Here is an 18,214-nt window from a genome sequence, read left to right on the forward strand (position 1 = left end):
TTTTACAGGCAGTAAGGATGCAGTATGCATATTCATATTTTAGGCATTTGTGGCACTTTTATGGGCGGTATTGCCGCTATCGCAAAAAGTCTTGGGCATAAAGTCACAGGCTCTGACGCCAATGTGTACCCGCCTATGAGCACTCAGCTGGAACAATTGGGTATAGAACTGACTCAGGGCTATGATCCGGTGCAGCTGCAACCAGCCCCTGATCTGGTGATTATTGGTAATGCCATGTCAAGGGGCAACCCTGCCGTGGAATATACGCTGGATCAGAATATTCCCTACAGCTCAGGCCCGCAGTGGCTGGCTGAACAAGTGCTGCATCAGCGCTGGGTGCTGGCTGTGTCTGGTACTCATGGTAAAACTACCACCAGCAGCATGCTGGCCTGGGTGCTGGAGTATGCGGGTTTAAAGCCTGGCTTTTTAATAGGAGGTATTCCACAGAATTTTGACAGCTCGGCCCGTTTAGGTGATTCGCCGTTTTTTGTCATTGAAGCCGATGAATACGACACCGCCTTTTTTGATAAGCGTTCCAAGTTTGTACATTACAGACCCCGTACTTTGGTGATTAATAATCTGGAATACGATCACGCCGATATTTTCCCTGATTTAGCCGCTATTCAGCGTCAGTTCCATCATTTGCTGCGTATGGTGCCATCCACTGGCCTGGTGTTAAGCCCGGCCCATGTTGACGCAGTGGATCAAACTTTAGCTATGGGCTGCTGGAGTGAGCAGCAACGTTATGGCAAAGACTGGACAGTGCAATTAAAACAGCCGGATGGCAGTGTGTTTGAATTGTTTTACATGGCGGTATCACAAGGCACCTTACATTGGGATTTATGTGGCAACCATAATGTCGAAAACGCCGTCATGGCGATAGCTGCTGCGCGCCATGTCGGTGTGCCTGTGGCTGTGTCTATTGAAGCCTTAACTCAGTTTGTCGCGCCAAAACGCCGGATGGAACTCAAAGGTACAGTCAAAGGCATTGCTGTGTACGACGATTTTGCTCACCACCCAACTGCTATTGAAACCACTTTAGCCGGTTTAAGAGCGCGTGTAGGGGATGCAAAAATTTGGGCAGTGCTGGAGCCGAGATCCAATACCATGCGAATGGGCGTACATAAGTCGGCTATCGCTGATTCCTTGCATGATGCTAATAACGTGCTGCTGTTTGAACCTGCTAATTCTGGCTGGTCTTTGGCTGCTGTGGCAGAACAAATGCCGGGCAGAGCTACCGTATTTCAGTCAGTGGAATTAATAGTGGCTGCTTTGGTTGAAAAAGCATCCGCAGGGGATCATATAGTCATTATGAGCAATGGCGGTTTTGGTGGTATACATCAAAAGTTGCTGGACGCATTATCTGCAGCCCGTCGTACTTGAAGCTACAGCTTTGTTGGCTGCCTTTTCGCGCCCCAGTCACATAGGTTAACTATGCTCCTGGGGTCTTGAACACTTGCCGCCTCCCTGCAACTCCAATTACTTAGGGTTCGGATCAGCGGGAAAAAATAAGTGTCATCATTTTATAAAGAGAACTCCATGACCCAAGAAGTCACCTTAGCTTTTACCGGCGCTTCAGGCGCTGGTTATGGCTGGCGTTTGCTGGAAAACTTACTGGCGCAACAGGTCAAAGTGCATCTGCTGATTTCCAGCGCGGCCCGCGTTGTATTTGCCACTGAATATGATTTAAAGCTGCCGGGCGGCCCTGAAGCCTGTCGCGATTTTATTCTGGATAAAACCGGTGCCAGTAAAGAGCTGTTAGCCGTGTATGGCAAAGATGATTGGTTTTCGCCTTGTGCTTCAGGCTCTGCTGCACCGAAACAAATGGTGATTTGCCCTTGTTCTACCGGCACAGCAGCAGCTATTGCTCATGGCATGAGTGACAATCTGATTGAACGCGCAGCTGATGTAGTATTGAAAGAGCGCGGTCAGCTCATCATAGTGCCACGCGAAACTCCGTTAAGTACCATTCATCTGGAAAACCTGCTGGCCTTATCCAAAGCTGGCGCTGTGGTGATGCCGGCTGCGCCTGGTTTTTATCATCAGCCTCAATCTGTCGATGACTTAATCGACTTTATGGTGGCACGCATTCTTGACCATTTAGGTTTAAAGCAACAGTTAGTCAGCCGTTGGGGCTATGGAGATCAGCAGTGACCTTAGCGTTAGAAATTAAACAGTTACACAAGGTGTATAAAAGTGGCACCGTCGCTTTAACTGGTATTGATCTGGAAGTGCAGCAAGGCGACTTTTTTGCCTTATTAGGCCCGAATGGCGCAGGCAAAAGTACCAGCATTGGCATTATCAGTTCACTGGTCAATAAAAGCAGCGGCACCGTCAAAGTCTTTGATTATGATCTGGACACTCACCTGGAAGATGCCAAAAGCCAATTGGGTTTAGTGCCACAGGAATTTAACTTCAACCAGTTTGAAACTGTGCTGCAAATTGTACTGAATCAGGCTGGTTATTATGGGGTGCCGCGTTCTGTCGCTATAGTGCGGGCAGAAAAATACTTAGGTCAGCTTGGCTTGTGGGAAAAACGCAACGCCCGCTCGCGTGAACTCTCTGGTGGTATGAAACGCCGTCTGATGATAGCCCGTGCTTTAATGCATGAACCTAAGTTACTGATTTTAGATGAACCTACAGCTGGGGTTGATATTGAACTGCGCCGTTCTATGTGGGAATTCCTTAAAGAAATTAACCAGCAGGGTGTGACCATTATTCTGACCACCCACTATCTGGAAGAAGCAGAGTCTTTGTGTCGCAATATCGCCATCATCGACAAAGGCCAAATTGTCGAAAATACCAGTATGAAAAACCTGCTGAGTAAACTCAATAAAGAAACCTTTTTACTCGATATAGCGCCTACTGAGGCTCTGATCACGCTGGATGGTTATACCTTCCGGCAGAAAGACAGCCATAGCCTGGAAGTGGATGTCGTCAAAGCTCAGGGCTTAAATGGCGTATTCAGCGCTTTAACTGCGCAGGGCATTCAGGTGCTTTCCATGCGTAACAAAGCCAACCGTCTGGAAGAATTGTTTGTCAGTCTGGTTGAAAACGGACGTGGAGCCAAAGCATGAGTTCACGTAATTTAATAGCGCTACAAAGTATTCTCTATAAAGAAACCAACAGATTTATGCGTATTTGGGTGCAAACTCTGGTGCCCCCCGCCATTACCATGACTTTGTATTTTGTCATTTTTGGTGCTTTGGTTGGCTCGCGTATTGGTGATATGGGTGGCTTCAGTTATATGGAGTTTATTGTGCCTGGCCTTATTATGATGTCAGTGATCACCAACTCCTACTCGAACGTGGCTTCGTCTTTTTTTAGCGCTAAGTTTCAGCGTAATGTCGAAGAGCTGTTAGTGGCTCCTGTGCCTAACTACATCATAGTGCTGGGGTATGTCGGCGGTGGTGTGGCGCGAGGCATTCTGGTGGGGTTAATAGTGTCTTTGTTATCGCTGTTTTTTGTCGATATCAAAGTGCATCACTTGTTTATTCTGATGTCGACCGTGGTGCTCACTGCCACCTTGTTTTCGCTGGCCGGTTTAATTAACGCTATTTACGCTAAAACTTTTGATGACATCAGCATTATCCCTACTTTTGTGCTGACGCCTTTAACCTATTTAGGTGGGGTGTTTTATTCACTGAGTTTATTGCCACAATTCTGGCAATACGTATCGCAAATCAACCCTATCGTTTATATGGTCAACGCCTTCCGTTACGGCTTTTTAGGTGTCAGTGATGTCAATCTGGTGTTTGCGTTTAGTGTGATTATTGGCTTTATTCTGGTGTTTTTTAGCTTTGCTATGTATCTAATTAATAAAGGCACAGGATTGAGAAGTTAAAAAACTGAGACTGAAAGAATCAAAAAAAGATGCTTAGATAGCAGGAGTTCCGGGCTTTACTGAGCATCATCAGCACCGCAGAAAAATACCAGTAAATTGCTCAGGCAGACAGAGCTCCGGTATAAACCGGAACTCTGTCTGCATCTTCAACCCTTATACGAATGTCATAAACAGCAGCCCTATGACTGCGCAGCCTGCAATGACTTTCATCACGTTCACTTTGTACTGAAACAACGCGACAAAAGCGGCCACAGCAATCAAGGCCGAAGGCCAGTCAAAGCCTGCCAGCAGATCATCCCCAAAGCCTTGTGGCCACAGCACATGATAGGCAAAAAACAATGCCAGATTTAAAATCACACCAACCACAGCAGCCGTAATGGCGGATAAAGGAGCTGTAAATTTCAGGTCGTTATGGGTGGTTTCGATAAAAGGCGCTCCGGCAAAGATAAAAATAAAGGAAGGTAAAAAGGTAAACCAGGTGACAATACAAGCGGCCAGAGCACCGGCCAGAAATACCATGTCTGGTCCAAATACTGCTTTGACATAAGCGCCGACAAAACCCACAAAGGCCACCACCATAATCAGTGGCCCAGGTGTGGTTTCACCTAAGGCGAGGCCATCAATCATTTGGGTGGGGGTCAGCCAGCCATAATGATCCACCGCGCCCTGATACACATAAGGCAATACCGCATAAGCTCCGCCAAAGGTCAGCAGTGCGGCTGTGGTAAAAAACCATGCCATTTGCGTCAGGGTATGTTCCCAGCCAAAGATGGCATTCAAAAGTGCCATAGGAACAGTCCATAACACCAGACCCGTGATACAAATAAGCAGTAAGCGTGGCCATGAAAACAAGGCGTGCTCTGGAGTAGGCGTATAATCGTCAATCAGAGCCGCACCATAGAATTTTCCACTCTGTTGATGGCCTGAAGCAGCAGTAAAAGAGGCAGGGTAAAAACGACCTCCTGCATATCCCACCAGAGCAGCCACCAGCACTATGTATGGAAAAGGCACATCCAGCGCAAAAATGGCGACAAAGGCTGCGGCGGCTATGCCCCATAACATTCTGTTTTTCAGCGCTTTAGAGCCTATTCTGTGTGCGGCTTGTGCGACGATAGCAGCGACAGCGGGTTTGATACCGTAAAACAAGCCTGCGACCCAGCTGATATCGCCAAAAGCAATGTAAACCCATGACAGCAAAATCAGAATAATCAAAGACGGCAGGACAAATAACACACCGGCCATAATTCCGCCCCAGGTTTTATGCATCAGCCAGCCGATGTAGGTCGCCAGTTGCTGAGCTTCAGGTCCTGGTAGCACCATACAATAATTCAGTGCATGTAAAAACCGCCGTTCACTCAACCAGCGCCTGCGTTCCACCAGCTCCTGATGCATAATGGCGATCTGTCCGGCTGGCCCACCAAAACTGATAAAGCCAAGCTTGAGCCAGAACAAAAATGCCTGCCAGAAACTGACAGGGGTCAGGTTGTTATCCTGTGCAACTCCCTCTTGTGTGGTCTGATCCATAACTATCCTTTTTCGGTAAATGAAGTGAGTAAAGCGTCGAATACGGCGTGGCTGGCAAGGACTAATTGATCGTCATCCGTCAGCTTATTTCGTAATCCCCATAAAATCTGTTCAACCCCAAAAGCTTCCTCCGGTGCAGAGCCTCCGACATCGAGAAAATGGACCAGCTGTGCCAGACGCAGCAAGGCGGGCGTCTGCAAAGCAAAGCTCTGGAGTAATACTTCAAAGGTGACACTGTGCTGATGGTGGCTAAAGCGGGCACCGTCAAAGTCAAAACCTATGGCATGTTTCGGACAGGGTTCAGGTGGAGTGAACCAGAGGAAGCGGGCTTGTGGGTCAATAAAGCGAAGAATTAACCAGCAACAGGCCATACGGTCTACCCAGGGCCGGGTGCGGGTGGCCCATACCTGAGCCTGGAAATCCTGGGTACTTAACTGCTCAATCCCCAACGAAACAGCATCAGGCTCGCCCGGAGTTAAACGCTTGTTCAGCATACGCTCCATCTCAGTCAAGGCTGCATCGGCCTGGGTTTTGGCCGAACCAGGGAAAAAATCAATGTCACTGATGCTTTTAAAGGATTTGCGTAATTTACGCAGCAGCCTGAATTGTTGAGTCAATTCGGCATCCGATCGCCGCAGCTCTGCAATGTCCTGCAGCAGAGTTTCATAGTCTGCTGAGCGGTCAAACAAGAGTTCAAATCCAGCCGTGGTTGAATGTTCCGCCACTTCAAGCACATAAGCGGAGCCTTTAATTTTATCTATCTGCAGCGCAGTCTCATTGAAAAACTGCAACGCAGCGTCGCTCTCTGGCAGCACATAGACACCGTCCCTGAGCACAGCAGCACCCGAGGCTTTGAGACTTCGCCATAAACGAACCCGCTCCGTGGTCGTTTGAGTGGGTAGCGAGATAATAAGTAATAGGTATTTCATTAGGTGTTTACTTTGTTACTTTTTATCAATAGTAGATGGATTGATAAAAAAAAGAAAGCCGGGAAATTTTGACATCGGGAGAACAAACTCAGGCATAGCTGATTGCAAAGATGCAGCCAGAAGGCAAATGACTCTGGCTGCTTAAGTTCTGCAACAGTGGTGTTGCAGGTTTTACCTTCAGAAACTAAAACGCACCGTCATCGGCTGCTGGCTTTTGTCCTTCAGACTCAAAGCAACCTTAGCCCCATCGGGGATTTGGATATCGCTGGCGATTAGGCGGCTGCTGCCATCGGCTTTGAAAGTCGCATCTGTTTTTTTACCTCCAGCTAATACTGTCAGTTGACCGCTCCAGCCCTCAACACTGGCTGCTTCGCCGTGATCGGTGACATATAAACTGGCTCCTGTTGCTTCACGCACCAACTCAAAAGCCAAATCATGTTTAGATTCCACCACACCGCCATGTTGCGGTTTAGCACCACCATGACTCCATGCAACCGGACTGGTCAGTACCAGGCTGGCCGCTAAAGCGGCAATAGCGAACATAGATTTTTTGTTTAACGTTTTCATGTAATTCTCCTTGGCCGGCAGCTTCAGACAGGTGCTGCCGTTGAACCTGTTATTTAAAGCTGCTCTGCTGACATGTTCACCAGCCGTTCTGTGGCTGCTTTGCCATATAACCAATACAACAAAGGGGTCAGCATGGTATCGAGCAAGGTGGAAGTCAGTAAGCCGGTAAAGATCACCACGGCAACCGGGTGCAGAATTTCTTTGCCCGGCTGATCAGCTGACAACAGCAGTGGCACCAGCGCAAAGGCAGTGACCAGAGACGTCATCAACACTGGTGTCAGTCGCTCCAGTGATCCCCTCATGATCATGCTCTGGCCAAAGACTTCACCTTCATGCCGGCACAAATTGACGTAATGACTGATTTTCAGAATGCCATTACGGGCTGCAATACCGGTCAGGGTAATAAAACCTACAACAGAAGCCACAGATAACGACAGTCCGGTCAGCCACATAGCCAGCACACTACCGAGTAAAGCCATTGGCATAGTGCTCAGAATAATGGCTGCCAAAACCATGGACTGATAGCGCATGTAAAGCACTAAGGCAATCAACACAAAAGACAGCAAAGCAAGTGCAGCCACCAATTGCATCGATTGTTCCTGTGCCAAAAACTGTCCTTCCAGACTGATAAAACTGTCTTCAGGCAATGGCGTTGCAGCCACCACAGTCCGGACTTGCTGTAATAACTCGCTGACATCGACGTTTTCGGCATTAGCGTACAGCACCAGGCGACGACGACCGTTTTCACGCATCACCTGATTGGGGCCATCCGTCAAACTGATAGTCGCAATAGCCGATAACGGCACTTGTCCTGCCGGAGTGTTAATCAAAGTACGGGCCAAAGCTTCAGGTGTGCGTTGCTCGTCGGATAAACGCAGCACTAAATCAAAGGTTTTTAAACCATCCACCATTTGTCCCACCAGCTCCCCATCGGTCAGACTGGCTAACAATGCTGTGGCTTGCCCCGGTGTTAAGCCGTGCTGCGCTGCTTTGCGTTGATCCAAACGAACACTGAGTTGCGGTATCAACACCTGCTTTTCAACACTCACATCCACCAGCCCCGGCACTGTGCTTAATTGCTGGCGTAACTGCTCTGCTGTAGCACGCAGTGCATCTAAATCATCCCCAAAGACTTTGACTGCCAGTTGTGCCCGCACTCCGGACAATAAATGATCCAGGCGGTGCGAAATCGGCTGACCTATAGCCACCTGTGCAGGCAATACAGCGAGTTTTTGCCGAATTTCCGCCAGTACTTCATCACGACTGCGCTCTGAAGCTTGTAAATCCACATCGACTTCGGCCGAATGCACGCCTTCTGCATGTTCGTCCAGTTCAGCACGGCCAGTACGACGGCCGACTTGTGTTACTTCAGGCACAGTCAGTAGTAAAGATTCGGCCAGACGTCCCATCCGGTTGGCTTCCTCCAGCGAAGTACCGGGCTGTAATAGCACGCCAAGTACCAGTGAACCCTCATTAAAAGCTGGTAAAAATGCCCGGGGTAAGGCAAAGACCGAGGCCAGCGCAAGCACTGCACTTAAGACTGCGCTGAGCAACAAGACTCTGGAGCGGCTAAAAGCCCAGCTCAGCCAACGTTGCTGCAGTTGCTTCAGCGCCTTGATCAAGCTGCTGTCGCCTTTCTCCAGTTGTTTCATCTTTGGCAAAAGGTAATAACACAGCACTGGCGTGACAGTGACCGAAACCAGCATCGAGGCCAGTATGGAGACTATGTAAGCCAAACCTAAAGGTGAAAATAACCGGCCTTCAATACCTGGCAAGGCGAATAAAGGTAAAAACACCAGCACCACAATAAAGGTGGCGTAAACAATACCAGAGCGTACTTCAACGCTGGCGCGCCAAATCACCTCAAGCACTGGCGTAGTGCTGCCTTGTTGTCGCCGCTGTTTTAGTCTGCGTAGAATGTTTTCGACATCAACTACCGCATCATCCACCAGTTCGCCTACAGCTATTGCCAATCCGCCCAGAGTCATCACATTAATAGACAAACCAAACCAGCGAAATACCAGCACAGTCACTGCCAGTGACAAGGGAATGGCCAGCAAAGAGATGAATGTGGTGCGGGCTGACAGCAGAAACACAAATAAGATAATCAGTACCATCACGGCGCCATCCCGCAGCGCTTCAGTCACATTGCTGATGGATGAGGTAATAAAGTCAGCCTGACGAAACAAAATCTGCGGTGCTGCTATGCCTTGCGGCAAACCGGCTTTTAATTCGTCCAGCGCCACTTCAATCTGACTGGTTAACCGGACTGTATCTGCATCCGGCTGTTTCTGGATATTCAGTATTACCGCAGGTTCGCCATTAAAGCCTGCATCGCCCCGTTTTACTGCGGCGGCAAAACCAACCTCTGCCACCTGTTCCAGATGCACAGCTTTGCCATTACGCCAGGCCACTGCGACCTGGCGTACATCCTCTAAAGCAATAGTGCGGGCCTGATGACGGATCAGAAACTCTCTGTTATTCAGATCCAGAAAACCACCACCTGCATTGGTGGAAAAACCTGCCAGTGCCTGACGAATGTCTTCAAGACCAATACCTGCAGCTTGCATACGTTGTAAATCTGGGGTGACGCGGTATTGCCGTACTTCACCCCCAATAGGGATCACCTGCGAAATACCAGGAATAGCCAATAGGCGTGGGCGTAGCACAAAATCGGCGTACTCCCTGGCTTGCATCGGTGACAGGCTGGCTTCCTGCGTCGCCTGTTGTTTAAGCGGCAGCGCAATCAGCATGATTTCCCCCATAATGGACGAAACCGGCCCCATCACCGGAGTGATACTTTCCGGCAATTGCTCCCGGGCTAAAGTCAACCGCTCAGCAACCAGTTGCCTGTTGCGATAGATATCGGTATCCCAGTCAAACTCCACATACAAAATAGATAAGCCAATACCTGAAGTGGAACGGATACGGGTAACCCCAGTGACACCATTGAGCATATTTTCCAATGGAAAAGTCACCAGTTGTTCTACTTCTTCAGGCGCCATACCACCGGCTTCAGTCAGTACTGTGATCACAGGTTTATTCAGATCCGGAAACACATCCACCGGCAGCTCACGGGCTGTCCAGCTACCATAGATCAACAGCACCACAGCACTGATCAGCACAAAGAGGCGATGCTCCAGACTACGACGAACTAATAAGTCAAACATCCGGCCTCCTAACGCACCTGATTCAATAAAGTAGCGCCTTGCACCACAACACGGTTATCAGCACCTAAACCATGGGTAATCATCACCTCAGTGCCATTGAGTTCCTCTAGTTGCACCCGCTGCGGTAAAAAACGTTCCGCTGTAAGTTTGATCCAGACCTGCGGCTGATTATTGCTGTTCATCACCACAGCGCTGGCGGGTAAACGAATTCCGCTCAGCTGATTTTTTTGCTGTGCAATCAAAGTAACCGGCTGGTTGGGTACAGCACCTGATGCAGCTTCGAGGTTAAAATTCAGCGGAACAGCACCATCCTGATAACGCATTACAGCTCCTATCAGTTGCAGCCTGGCCTCTGGAAACTCTTTCAACGATGCTCCATGCAGTTGAGCAGGCAATTGAGCATCAGGGCTTGCAGCCTCCACCAGTAAACGGGAAGGATCGATGATTTCAAACAATGCCTCACCCGCAGTGACGCGCTGCCCGATACTCAAGTGATGCAGCTGGATCACGCCTGAAATGGGAGCAAACAGTGGCTCTGGTTTTTCCAGACCTTTTTCCAGCTGAGCCGCCTGACTTTGCACACTTTTTAATTGCAGACTCAGTTGCTCTACCGTTTGCTCAGCAACGTTTTGCCCTAACTTTTGCAGGCGGTTCAGTTCACGGCGCACCACATCCGCTTCGCTTCGCAGTGCAATCAACTGAGAGGTTTGACTGGCTTGCTCATAAGCCGTGTCCTGATAACGGATATAACCCAATAACTGGCCTGCTTTAACTTGCTGCCCTGCAACCGGCATTAATTCAGCGGAGCTTTCAAAGCGCCCATCACTGCTGGCTTGCACCAAACCACGGCCCGCCGGATGAACTAATACCCGGGCATTCAGTAAAAGAGTCGCTGCCGCCTGAGTTTCAGTAGTCATCAGGGTTCGCAGTCCAAGTACCCGCTGATCGGCCATCGGCATTAACACACTACCATCGGCTTGACGCCCGGTACTGTTGCCCTGAGCGGGTTGGTCTGTACTCAAGTGTTCACCATCTGGCCCATGTGCGCCCGGAGCTGCCTGCAGCGTCATTGCACCCAGCAGAGTAAGTAGCAGGACACTGTGTTTAAACACCACAGGGATAAAATATCTGTTCATACTGAGCTCCTTACAGCCCGACGCTGGCTTATCCGGCCCAAAACAAAACCACAGGCAGCCATCAGTGCTAACGCGGCCCAAACCCAAAGTGGTATATGCTCGTGATGATGTGGTTCAGTCTTTGTTTCAGTGGAAAGCGGTGTGTAACTGGCCACCAGTAAATCGGCTTTGTCTGCGGCTATCACAGTTAAAACCAGCTCATGAGGTTGCTGTTTGGCAAGTTGAGTAAGCAGCTCCGGCGCTTTAATAAGGTAATGCTGTAATTTTTCATCGTACACAGCAGTTGCTGTGAGATCGGCAGTTTCAATTTCTATGGCTGCATCGATGACAGGGCTATTGTCCTGAAAATGATGCAAATGCAGCAGCACAGCATCAGGAAATAATTCAGCTACCAGCTCAAATTGATCACTGAAGGTCTCAAATCTTGGTGTTATCGACAGCCCTGAGGACTGCTCAGTCGTCAGGTGTTCGCCATTCGGGCCATGAGCAGCGGGCGCTGCATAGCTGGCAAAAGAGCATAATGCAGCCAACAAAAAAAGGCATACCAGCAGCAAGCTGCAATGCAGCCTGTTCAGCAAAATTGTCATGTGTAATCAAACCTCTGAATAAATGATGTAACTGCCCTGTGCTTCGGGATCAACGCAGAATGCGGATCACCAACCGAAGCTTAACAAGGCTTTGTTTTACATTATTCAGAAACGGGGAGGGCGGCGTAATCCGTCGGGAGGCAGATTGTTCCAAAGCTGCAGTGTATAAAACACTGCTGTTTCAGAGCGGGGTAAAGAGACCAGCCATTGGTCCATAGGCAACAACAGTTGCAAAGAGAAATTCAGATCGGCAAATACATGCAAACGGCCTTCGGCTGAATCATCGAGCGAAAAGCCGTCTTCAGACGGGTCGTCATGGGTATGAGGTTCAGCCAGTAAATGCATCAGGTCGTGCAAGTCAGGTTCAGTCTGAGCCACTTCTTCAGTGTGGTTTGTTGTAGTCATAGCAAAAGCTTGCCGTCCAATAAGCTGGACAGACAAACTAACTATCACTAAACACAACAACACAATTCTGCTCACGTTTGGCTTTACTTCTGATTGAGTTTTTCAAAGCTGGCTGACAGTATGCCCGTGCTTTTTGCGAATTTCAAATCCAGTTGATGCAAGAGTCGCATTGATCTGAGCAGGTATTCTGCAAGGCACAGATGGGGTGATTAAGCCCGACGTTCACATCAGGCACTCGATCTGAATAAAACAAAGCTTATTCGGATGAAAGCCGCTTGTGCTGACAAAGTGTTTTGCTTTAAACGGCACTTCTTTCGTAATACCGCAGTGGCACTGGGGCCGCGGGGCCAAAATAGTAACCTTGGGCATAGCTGATACCGCAACGTTCCAGTGCATCCAATGACTGTTTACTTTCCACCATCTCAGCGATGATCAGCAGTTGGGTTTGTTTGGCGAAAGAACTGATATGCTCAATAAACAACTGAGCGTCCTGATCTGAACTTATCATCTCAATTAAGCTGCCATGAATTTTTAAACCATCCACATGCAACTGCAATAAATCCGCCATACCTACACCACTGGAGGCTCCAAAATCATCCAGCAGCACTTTGGCTCCAGCTTTTTGCAGCGCAGCTATGGCTTCCCTGCAACGTTCAAACTGAGGCAATACTCCGGCTTCGGCCAGTTCAAAATACACTCGCTCTGGTTTAGGGTAATGCTGCAGGTAATCAAGAAAAAACTGTTGTAAGTCATCGTCCAGCAAGTCGCGGCAATTGACATTAATAGACCAGCTGACCTCCGAAGTTGCAAACTGACTGGCGCTTTTGATAAACATCATTTTGGTCAGTTCTGTATCCAGATGACTGCGGTTAATAATGCTCAAAAATTGATCTGGTGTCAGTATGCTGCCGTCACTGCGTAATATGCGAGCCAGACATTCATACTGGAAAATTTCGCCTGTGCTGATCTGCACTACAGGCTGGAAGTAAGGCACTATTTGTTCATGGCCTATGGCTTCACGTACTTCCTTCGCCATTTTGATATTGGTATGCAGATGTTGTTTCAGTGCCAGCAAATTGTCTGAATACACCACTAAAGATTGTTGTTGTAAGCGAGCTGTATTCACGGCAAGGGTCGCGTTTTCCAGCACAGCAGTTTGCGGCGACAGGGCGACACCTAAAGTCACAGTAAAAAGCAGGTAGGGGTCGTTTAGTACCGGCTGAGTAAAATCAAAACTCTTTAGTTTGTCGTGCAAGTCGTTATCCGAAATAGCAGCAACACGGCGGATCGCCAGCTTTTCAAACGACAAACGGTATAAACGGAAAGAGCGGCCTAAATGCTGTTGTAACTGCTGAATAAACTGATTAAAAGCTTGTTCTGCAATAGGAGTTCCATACAAGTGACTGATTTCCTCGAGATTATTCACTTGTAGAATAGCGAGTTGACTTAAGCCGCCAGTTTCATGCCGTAGGTGAGCTTCTAAAGCCAAGCCATTACGTTTGCCCGAGCTACGGTCTGTGGTCAGATTATGCCGCAGTACCATCGCATAACTTAATGCCAGCAGCAACGCCAGACCAAAAAACACTGTGCCACTTAAAACAGACTGCTGCATGCTGGCCATCAGCCACTGATCCAGATCGGTAATGGCAATATCGGCTCCGGCTAAATACATGGTGCCGTCTGAGCTTTGATAAGGCACCAGCACTGAACGGAAATGACCAAACTGATCAACAGACTCTTCAAACACTGGGGTTAAAGAAGCAAAAGCTGCTTTATTGGCTTCTGTTGCTTCAGGGTAATAATCGTAAAAATAACTCAACTGGCCACGCAACAAGTCATCTTCGGTATAACTGGATGCTGTGAAGTGCACTTTTCCATCCACTTGAATCATGCTGTAGACATACTGCAATTTTAAATCTTTGGCATAAAGACTGAGCTTCTTTGCCAGTTTCAGATAGTCACTGCGGGGGATATGCTGTGGACCACTGATATTGTTATGGTAGTCATCACCCAACAGATAAGGCACTGCTTTGACTGCATTCACCAGTTGCAAGTCAACCTGAGCTAGTTTGGCCTGATAGGTTTGCTGGTACTGGTAATACACATAAGCAGCAATAGCGAGCAGGTACACCACCAGGCTGATAAGAATAAAATGTGCTGAACGGATCCGTAGCATGCAATGACTCGTAAAAAAGAGACGTGAAAACAATACCTTGATAGCTTAGCTGATTTAATTCGGGCTGACAGCTAATACTTTAATCTGAGTCCTTATGTCGCTTTGATGGATATTGTCTGCAATCAGGTGGCTACAATCAGTAAAAACGCAGACTTTATGCCGTTCTTTGCGGCAAGTTACCGCAAGATGATACACAGATGAAATTTTTTAAAGACATTTAAAGGGGCTTTTAGTACAGTGACTTCCTTTTTGACTTACTGATTTTACGGCCTGAAAACACAAAATAAGAAGCCGATAACGCGACCCCGGTGAGACAGGATACGAATGACAGAATTAAACAAACGTCAGGCTACAGCTTCTGAAGAAGCTTTGTGGCGGATATTTACTGTGCCAGAGGCTCCGGACTCGACTTTAAGTATCATCGAACAGAATATTTCGCAGAACCTGGCCGGTTTTTTACGCGAAAGTATTGTTGCTGTGGAAAAGCCATTGTGGCAAATCGAGCGCGATTTTCAGGCGCATCAAATTCCTTCTGAACCTAAATTTGTATCAGATTATGCCGAGCAAATGATGGAAAAGCTGGTTGCGCATTCAGTGCATACCGCTGCCCCCAGTTTTATTGGCCATATGACTTCGGCTTTGCCGTATTTTGTCTTGCCACTGTCAAAAATGATGGTGGGGTTAAACCAGAATCTGGTGAAAATCGAAACTTCTAAAGCTTTTACTCCGTTAGAGCGTCAGGTCATCGGCATGATGCATCATCTGGTCTATGGCGAAGGCGACAGCTTTTATAAAAAGTGGATGCACAGTGCTAACCATTCCTTAGGTGCTTTTTGTTCTGGTGGCACTATTGCCAATATCACTGCACTCTGGATTGCCCGCAACCGTTTATTAAAAGCCGACGGTGACTTTAAAGGCGTGGCCAAAGAAGGTTTGTTCCGTGCGATGAAGTATTATGGCTATGAAGGTTTAGCCATTTTAGTGTCAGAGCGGGGCCATTATTCTTTAGGCAAAGCTGCTGATATTTTAGGTATAGGTCGTGAATTCTTAGTACCGGTAAAAACCGATGCCAATAACAAAGTGCAAAGTGATGAAATGCGCCGCGTCAGCCGTGAGCTGAATGACAAAAACATCAAAGTAATGGCAATAGTGGGCGTGGCTGGAACTACTGAAACCGGCAACGTCGACCCGCTGAACGATTTAGCCGATTTAGCTGCTGAACTGGGGTGTCATTTCCATGTGGATGCCGCCTGGGGTGGTGCTACTTTATTGTCCGATAAATACCGTCATTTACTCAACGGCATAGAAAGGGCAGATTCGGTCACTATAGATGCACATAAACAAATGTATGTGCCTATGGGGGCAGGCATGGTGGTATTTAAACATCCGTCATCTGCGCATGCGATTGAGCACCATGCAGAATATATTTTGCGTAAAGGCTCCAAAGATTTAGGCAGCCAAACGCTCGAAGGCTCGCGCCCTGGTATGGCGATGCTGGTGCATGCTTGCCTGCAGGTGATTGGCCGTCAGGGTTATGAAATTCTGATCAACCGCAGTTTAGATAAAGCCCGTTTTTTTGCCGGTTTAATTCAGGACCATGCGGAATTTGAGCTGATCACTGAACCTGAGCTGTGTTTATTAACTTATCGTTATGTACCCTCTGAAGTTCAGCGTGCTATGGCAAAAGCAGCGCCGGAAAAACTGCATAAGTTTAACGAACTGCTAAACGGCTTAACCCGCTTTATTCAGAAAACCCAGCGTGAAGAAGGACTGTCTTTTGTCTCCCGTACCCGGATTAAACCGGAGCGTTATCAGCGGCAGGATACAGTGGTGTTTCGTGTGGTGTTGGCAAACCCGCTGACCACAGATCAAATTCTGTTTGATGTGCTGGAAGAGCAGCAACAAATCGCTGCGCTGGATAAAGAGTTTCTGCCTAAGTTAGTACAACTGGCAAAAGACAGCGCCGCCTGATCGGCGTTTATGCAGCCGCCTCAGGCTCATTCTATCGACAAAGCCCAATCGCAGCAGTGTGATTGGGCTTTGTGTATTGACTGCCTTGCTAAGATCACTAGCTAATAAATCAAGGTTCGATCGCCATGCCGAGCAGGCTTCGTCCATCTGCTAAAGTGCCCAGCTTTTGATGTTTTCCAGTCTCTAAATCCAGCTGATAAAGAGTGCTGGCCGGTTCTGCTTTTGTAGAGACGGCAATAAAACTCAGATTGTTCAGATCTGAGATATCAAAAGACACCTGCTCCAGAGCTGCAAGTTCAAGCTTGGCTACAGTAAACAGCAAACCTGTGTTTGGTGAAACCGCTGGTGTTACGCCTTCTTTGCTGCCTTGAGTGACCAAAGCGCCAGTGGTTTTGTCTATCGCATAGTTAGTGGTCAGCGTACTGTCTTGTTGGTTGTAAGTGTAGGCAGCAGCTACTACAGCGGGTTTTTTGCCGTAGTTGCTGTCATTTTCTGCGTAGGCAAGCTGAGGGTCTACTGAGGCTAAAGCTGCAGTTTCAGGATGCAGTCTTAAGTTTTGTCCTTGCTCATTCACCACCCGGATCCTGTCAGCTACAGGGTTGAAATCAAAACCATACTGAGCTTTTTTCAAGGTGTCTGCAGCGAGTAGCGGGCCTGCTGCTGTGAGTTTTCCTGTACTGGTATCTACAGTATAGAGCTGACCTTTGTCAGACAAAGCAAATAAAACACCATAAGCAACCCGGTAATCTATTCCCAGTAAGTATTCATCTTTCGCCAGACCTGACAGTGGCTTTTGTTCGACAATTTTATCAGGTGCTGTCACTTTTACTTTCATCAGTTGATGCGTGCTGTCCACTAGCCATAATGTTTCATTGCCTTTTAACGCAGGCATAGTGGCTGCACTCAGCCCTGTTGAGAGCCCTGCAGACAAAAGGCCAGCGACAGTCAGCAGGGCAGAACCGAAAATCTGCTTTGTTATTTGCATAAATCCTTTCCTTTGTTGTTTTACACTGCCCCTGTATCGGGCCTGTTGTCTCATTAAACAGAGCTATAGCTCTGTGACTTGTTACCATAGTGCAGCCTGGGGGCTTTAGTAAAGCTATGTATAGGCACAAAATTCGATCAACTATGTCAGGCAAAGTACATTTCAACGGACTGAAGCTAAACATAGTTCCTTACATTTGCAGGCATTGCATCACTGCTGTTGCGGCGGTACTTTAGCGTTCAGAGTAAATAGAGTTCAGAGTAAATAAAGAGGGAATAACTATGTCTGATAAAACCTTAGCTTTATCCAATGACAAGATGATTGCAGGCGTTTGTGGTGGTATAGCCGAGTACTTTGGCTGGTCCAAAGGTGGTGTGCGTCTGGTTTATGTGTTGCTGTCTGTGTTGTCAGCGGCTTTCCCTGGTTTGTTTGTCTACATCATTTTATGGTTGTTGATGCCAAAAAAAGACAGCATCTGAGCTGATATCAGTGAAGCAAAGGGGAAGTTATGTATTCAGGTCAATGCCTTTGTGGCGCTGTAAAAGTTGAAATTCGTGGAGCTATTACCGACATTATTCATTGTCATTGTTCCTTGTGCCGTAAATCCAGCGGCACAGCCTACGCGACCAATGGATTTGTTTTAAGTGCTGAATTTAGTCTGGTGCAGGGTAAAGAGCTGCTCAATGCGTTTTCGTTAAAGCAAGGCAGGCAACGGCATTTTTGTTCCCGCTGTGGCTCACCTGTATATAGTTCAAACGCTGCAGATCCGAATCGGATCCGCATTCGTTTGGGCATACTGGATTCTGCTATTACTGAGCGGCCCATCAGTCATAACTTTGTGTCGTCCAAAGCCAACTGGGAAAACCTGGATGCAGCTTTGCCCCGCTATGATGGTCATGAACCAGGCAGAATTTAGAGCG

The 18,214-nt window shown here is 47.9% G+C and carries 16 protein-coding genes; 7 read left to right on the forward strand and 9 right to left on the reverse strand.

Annotated elements, in window-relative coordinates:
* The first annotated feature begins 24 nt into the window (after window positions 1–24).
* From mpl to LSG37_RS03505, 4 genes are all read left to right on the forward strand, one after another.
* Window positions 25–1,383 (forward strand): UDP-N-acetylmuramate:L-alanyl-gamma-D-glutamyl-meso-diaminopimelate ligase, encoded by a 1,359-nt coding sequence (gene mpl / locus LSG37_RS03490; protein WP_233078465.1) that lies wholly within the window; start codon window positions 25–27, stop codon window positions 1,381–1,383.
* 129 nt (window positions 1,384–1,512) lie between these two features.
* Window positions 1,513–2,154: a flavin prenyltransferase UbiX gene (locus LSG37_RS03495; RefSeq protein ID WP_494546244.1), complete on the forward strand. Its 642-nt coding sequence runs from the start codon at window positions 1,513–1,515 to the stop codon at window positions 2,152–2,154.
* Window positions 2,151–3,077, forward strand: a complete 927-nt coding sequence (locus LSG37_RS03500) for an ABC transporter ATP-binding protein (RefSeq protein ID WP_233078467.1) — start codon at window positions 2,151–2,153, stop codon at window positions 3,075–3,077. Before LSG37_RS03495 ends, LSG37_RS03500 begins: the two co-directional genes overlap by 4 nt.
* A complete protein-coding gene (locus LSG37_RS03505) occupies window positions 3,074–3,844 on the forward strand; it encodes an ABC transporter permease (RefSeq protein WP_233007758.1) in 771 nt (256 codons plus the stop codon). The genes LSG37_RS03500 and LSG37_RS03505 overlap by 4 nt, the downstream gene beginning before the upstream one ends.
* 153 nt (window positions 3,845–3,997) lie before the next feature.
* Here LSG37_RS03505 and chrA read toward each other — a convergent pair whose 3' ends face one another.
* The 8 genes from chrA to LSG37_RS03545 form a co-directional block, all read right to left on the reverse strand.
* A complete protein-coding gene (gene chrA / locus LSG37_RS03510; RefSeq protein ID WP_233078468.1) occupies window positions 3,998–5,368 on the reverse strand; it encodes a chromate efflux transporter in 1,371 nt (456 codons plus the stop codon).
* A gap of 2 nt (window positions 5,369–5,370) precedes the next feature.
* Complete coding sequence (locus LSG37_RS03515; protein ID WP_233078469.1) at window positions 5,371–6,297, reverse strand: chromate resistance protein ChrB domain-containing protein; 927 nt, start codon at window positions 6,295–6,297, stop codon at window positions 5,371–5,373.
* 177 nt (window positions 6,298–6,474) lie between these two features.
* The gene (locus tag LSG37_RS03520; protein ID WP_233078470.1) at window positions 6,475–6,864 is read right to left on the reverse strand and encodes a hypothetical protein; all 390 of its coding nucleotides are present in this window, start codon (window positions 6,862–6,864) and stop codon (window positions 6,475–6,477) included.
* A 53-nt stretch (window positions 6,865–6,917) separates the two neighbouring features.
* On the reverse strand, window positions 6,918–10,034 hold the full coding sequence (locus tag LSG37_RS03525; protein WP_233078471.1) for an efflux RND transporter permease subunit: 3,117 nt from the start codon (window positions 10,032–10,034) through the stop codon (window positions 6,918–6,920).
* An 8-nt stretch (window positions 10,035–10,042) separates the two neighbouring features.
* Complete coding sequence (locus LSG37_RS03530) at window positions 10,043–11,170, reverse strand: efflux RND transporter periplasmic adaptor subunit (protein ID WP_233078472.1); 1,128 nt, start codon at window positions 11,168–11,170, stop codon at window positions 10,043–10,045.
* Window positions 11,167–11,757, reverse strand: a complete 591-nt coding sequence (locus tag LSG37_RS03535; RefSeq protein ID WP_233078473.1) for a hypothetical protein — start codon at window positions 11,755–11,757, stop codon at window positions 11,167–11,169. Before LSG37_RS03535 ends, LSG37_RS03530 begins: the two co-directional genes overlap by 4 nt.
* Before the next feature lie 105 nt (window positions 11,758–11,862).
* Complete coding sequence (locus tag LSG37_RS03540; protein WP_233078474.1) at window positions 11,863–12,237, reverse strand: hypothetical protein; 375 nt, start codon at window positions 12,235–12,237, stop codon at window positions 11,863–11,865.
* Window positions 12,238–12,460: 223 nt separating this feature from the next.
* Window positions 12,461–14,338, reverse strand: coding sequence for an EAL domain-containing protein (locus tag LSG37_RS03545; protein ID WP_233078475.1), 1,878 nt, complete (start codon window positions 14,336–14,338; stop codon window positions 12,461–12,463).
* Between the two features lie 324 nt (window positions 14,339–14,662).
* Between LSG37_RS03545 and panP the strand changes: the two genes are divergently transcribed.
* Window positions 14,663–16,309, forward strand: a complete 1,647-nt coding sequence (gene panP / locus LSG37_RS03550; protein ID WP_233078476.1) for a pyridoxal-dependent aspartate 1-decarboxylase PanP — start codon at window positions 14,663–14,665, stop codon at window positions 16,307–16,309.
* A 109-nt stretch (window positions 16,310–16,418) separates the two neighbouring features.
* Here the strand turns inward: panP and LSG37_RS03555 are convergent, their stop codons facing one another.
* Window positions 16,419–17,294, reverse strand: a complete 876-nt coding sequence (locus LSG37_RS03555; protein WP_233078477.1) for a DUF4394 domain-containing protein — start codon at window positions 17,292–17,294, stop codon at window positions 16,419–16,421.
* A 281-nt stretch (window positions 17,295–17,575) separates the two neighbouring features.
* Between LSG37_RS03555 and LSG37_RS03560 the strand changes: the two genes are divergently transcribed.
* Window positions 17,576–17,773 (forward strand): PspC domain-containing protein, encoded by a 198-nt coding sequence (locus LSG37_RS03560; protein WP_233078478.1) that lies wholly within the window; start codon window positions 17,576–17,578, stop codon window positions 17,771–17,773.
* Between the two features lie 29 nt (window positions 17,774–17,802).
* Window positions 17,803–18,210 (forward strand): GFA family protein, encoded by a 408-nt coding sequence (locus tag LSG37_RS03565; protein ID WP_233078479.1) that lies wholly within the window; start codon window positions 17,803–17,805, stop codon window positions 18,208–18,210.
* Window positions 18,211–18,214: the final 4 nt, after the last annotated feature.

The sequence above is a fragment of the Rheinheimera soli genome, from assembly GCF_021290985.1.
Taxonomy (GTDB): Bacteria; Pseudomonadota; Gammaproteobacteria; order Enterobacterales; family Alteromonadaceae; genus Pararheinheimera; species Pararheinheimera soli.

What these genes read in the sequence shown, in the direction of transcription:
- mpl (WP_233078465.1), top strand. Translation starts at nt 25, where the DNA reads ATGCATATTCATATTTTAGGCATTTGTGGCACTTTTATGGGCGGTATT.
- LSG37_RS03505 (WP_233007758.1), top strand. Translation starts at nt 3,074, where the DNA reads ATGAGTTCACGTAATTTAATAGCGCTACAAAGTATTCTCTATAAAGAA.
- chrA (WP_233078468.1), bottom strand. Translation starts at nt 5,368, where the DNA reads ATGGATCAGACCACACAAGAGGGAGTTGCACAGGATAACAACCTGACC.
- LSG37_RS03515 (WP_233078469.1), bottom strand. Translation starts at nt 6,297, where the DNA reads ATGAAATACCTATTACTTATTATCTCGCTACCCACTCAAACGACCACG.
- LSG37_RS03520 (WP_233078470.1), bottom strand. Translation starts at nt 6,864, where the DNA reads ATGAAAACGTTAAACAAAAAATCTATGTTCGCTATTGCCGCTTTAGCG.
- LSG37_RS03525 (WP_233078471.1), bottom strand. Translation starts at nt 10,034, where the DNA reads ATGTTTGACTTATTAGTTCGTCGTAGTCTGGAGCATCGCCTCTTTGTG.
- LSG37_RS03530 (WP_233078472.1), bottom strand. Translation starts at nt 11,170, where the DNA reads ATGAACAGATATTTTATCCCTGTGGTGTTTAAACACAGTGTCCTGCTA.
- LSG37_RS03535 (WP_233078473.1), bottom strand. Translation starts at nt 11,757, where the DNA reads ATGACAATTTTGCTGAACAGGCTGCATTGCAGCTTGCTGCTGGTATGC.
- LSG37_RS03545 (WP_233078475.1), bottom strand. Translation starts at nt 14,338, where the DNA reads ATGCTACGGATCCGTTCAGCACATTTTATTCTTATCAGCCTGGTGGTG.
- panP (WP_233078476.1), top strand. Translation starts at nt 14,663, where the DNA reads ATGACAGAATTAAACAAACGTCAGGCTACAGCTTCTGAAGAAGCTTTG.
- LSG37_RS03555 (WP_233078477.1), bottom strand. Translation starts at nt 17,294, where the DNA reads ATGCAAATAACAAAGCAGATTTTCGGTTCTGCCCTGCTGACTGTCGCT.
- LSG37_RS03560 (WP_233078478.1), top strand. Translation starts at nt 17,576, where the DNA reads ATGTCTGATAAAACCTTAGCTTTATCCAATGACAAGATGATTGCAGGC.
- LSG37_RS03565 (WP_233078479.1), top strand. Translation starts at nt 17,803, where the DNA reads ATGTATTCAGGTCAATGCCTTTGTGGCGCTGTAAAAGTTGAAATTCGT.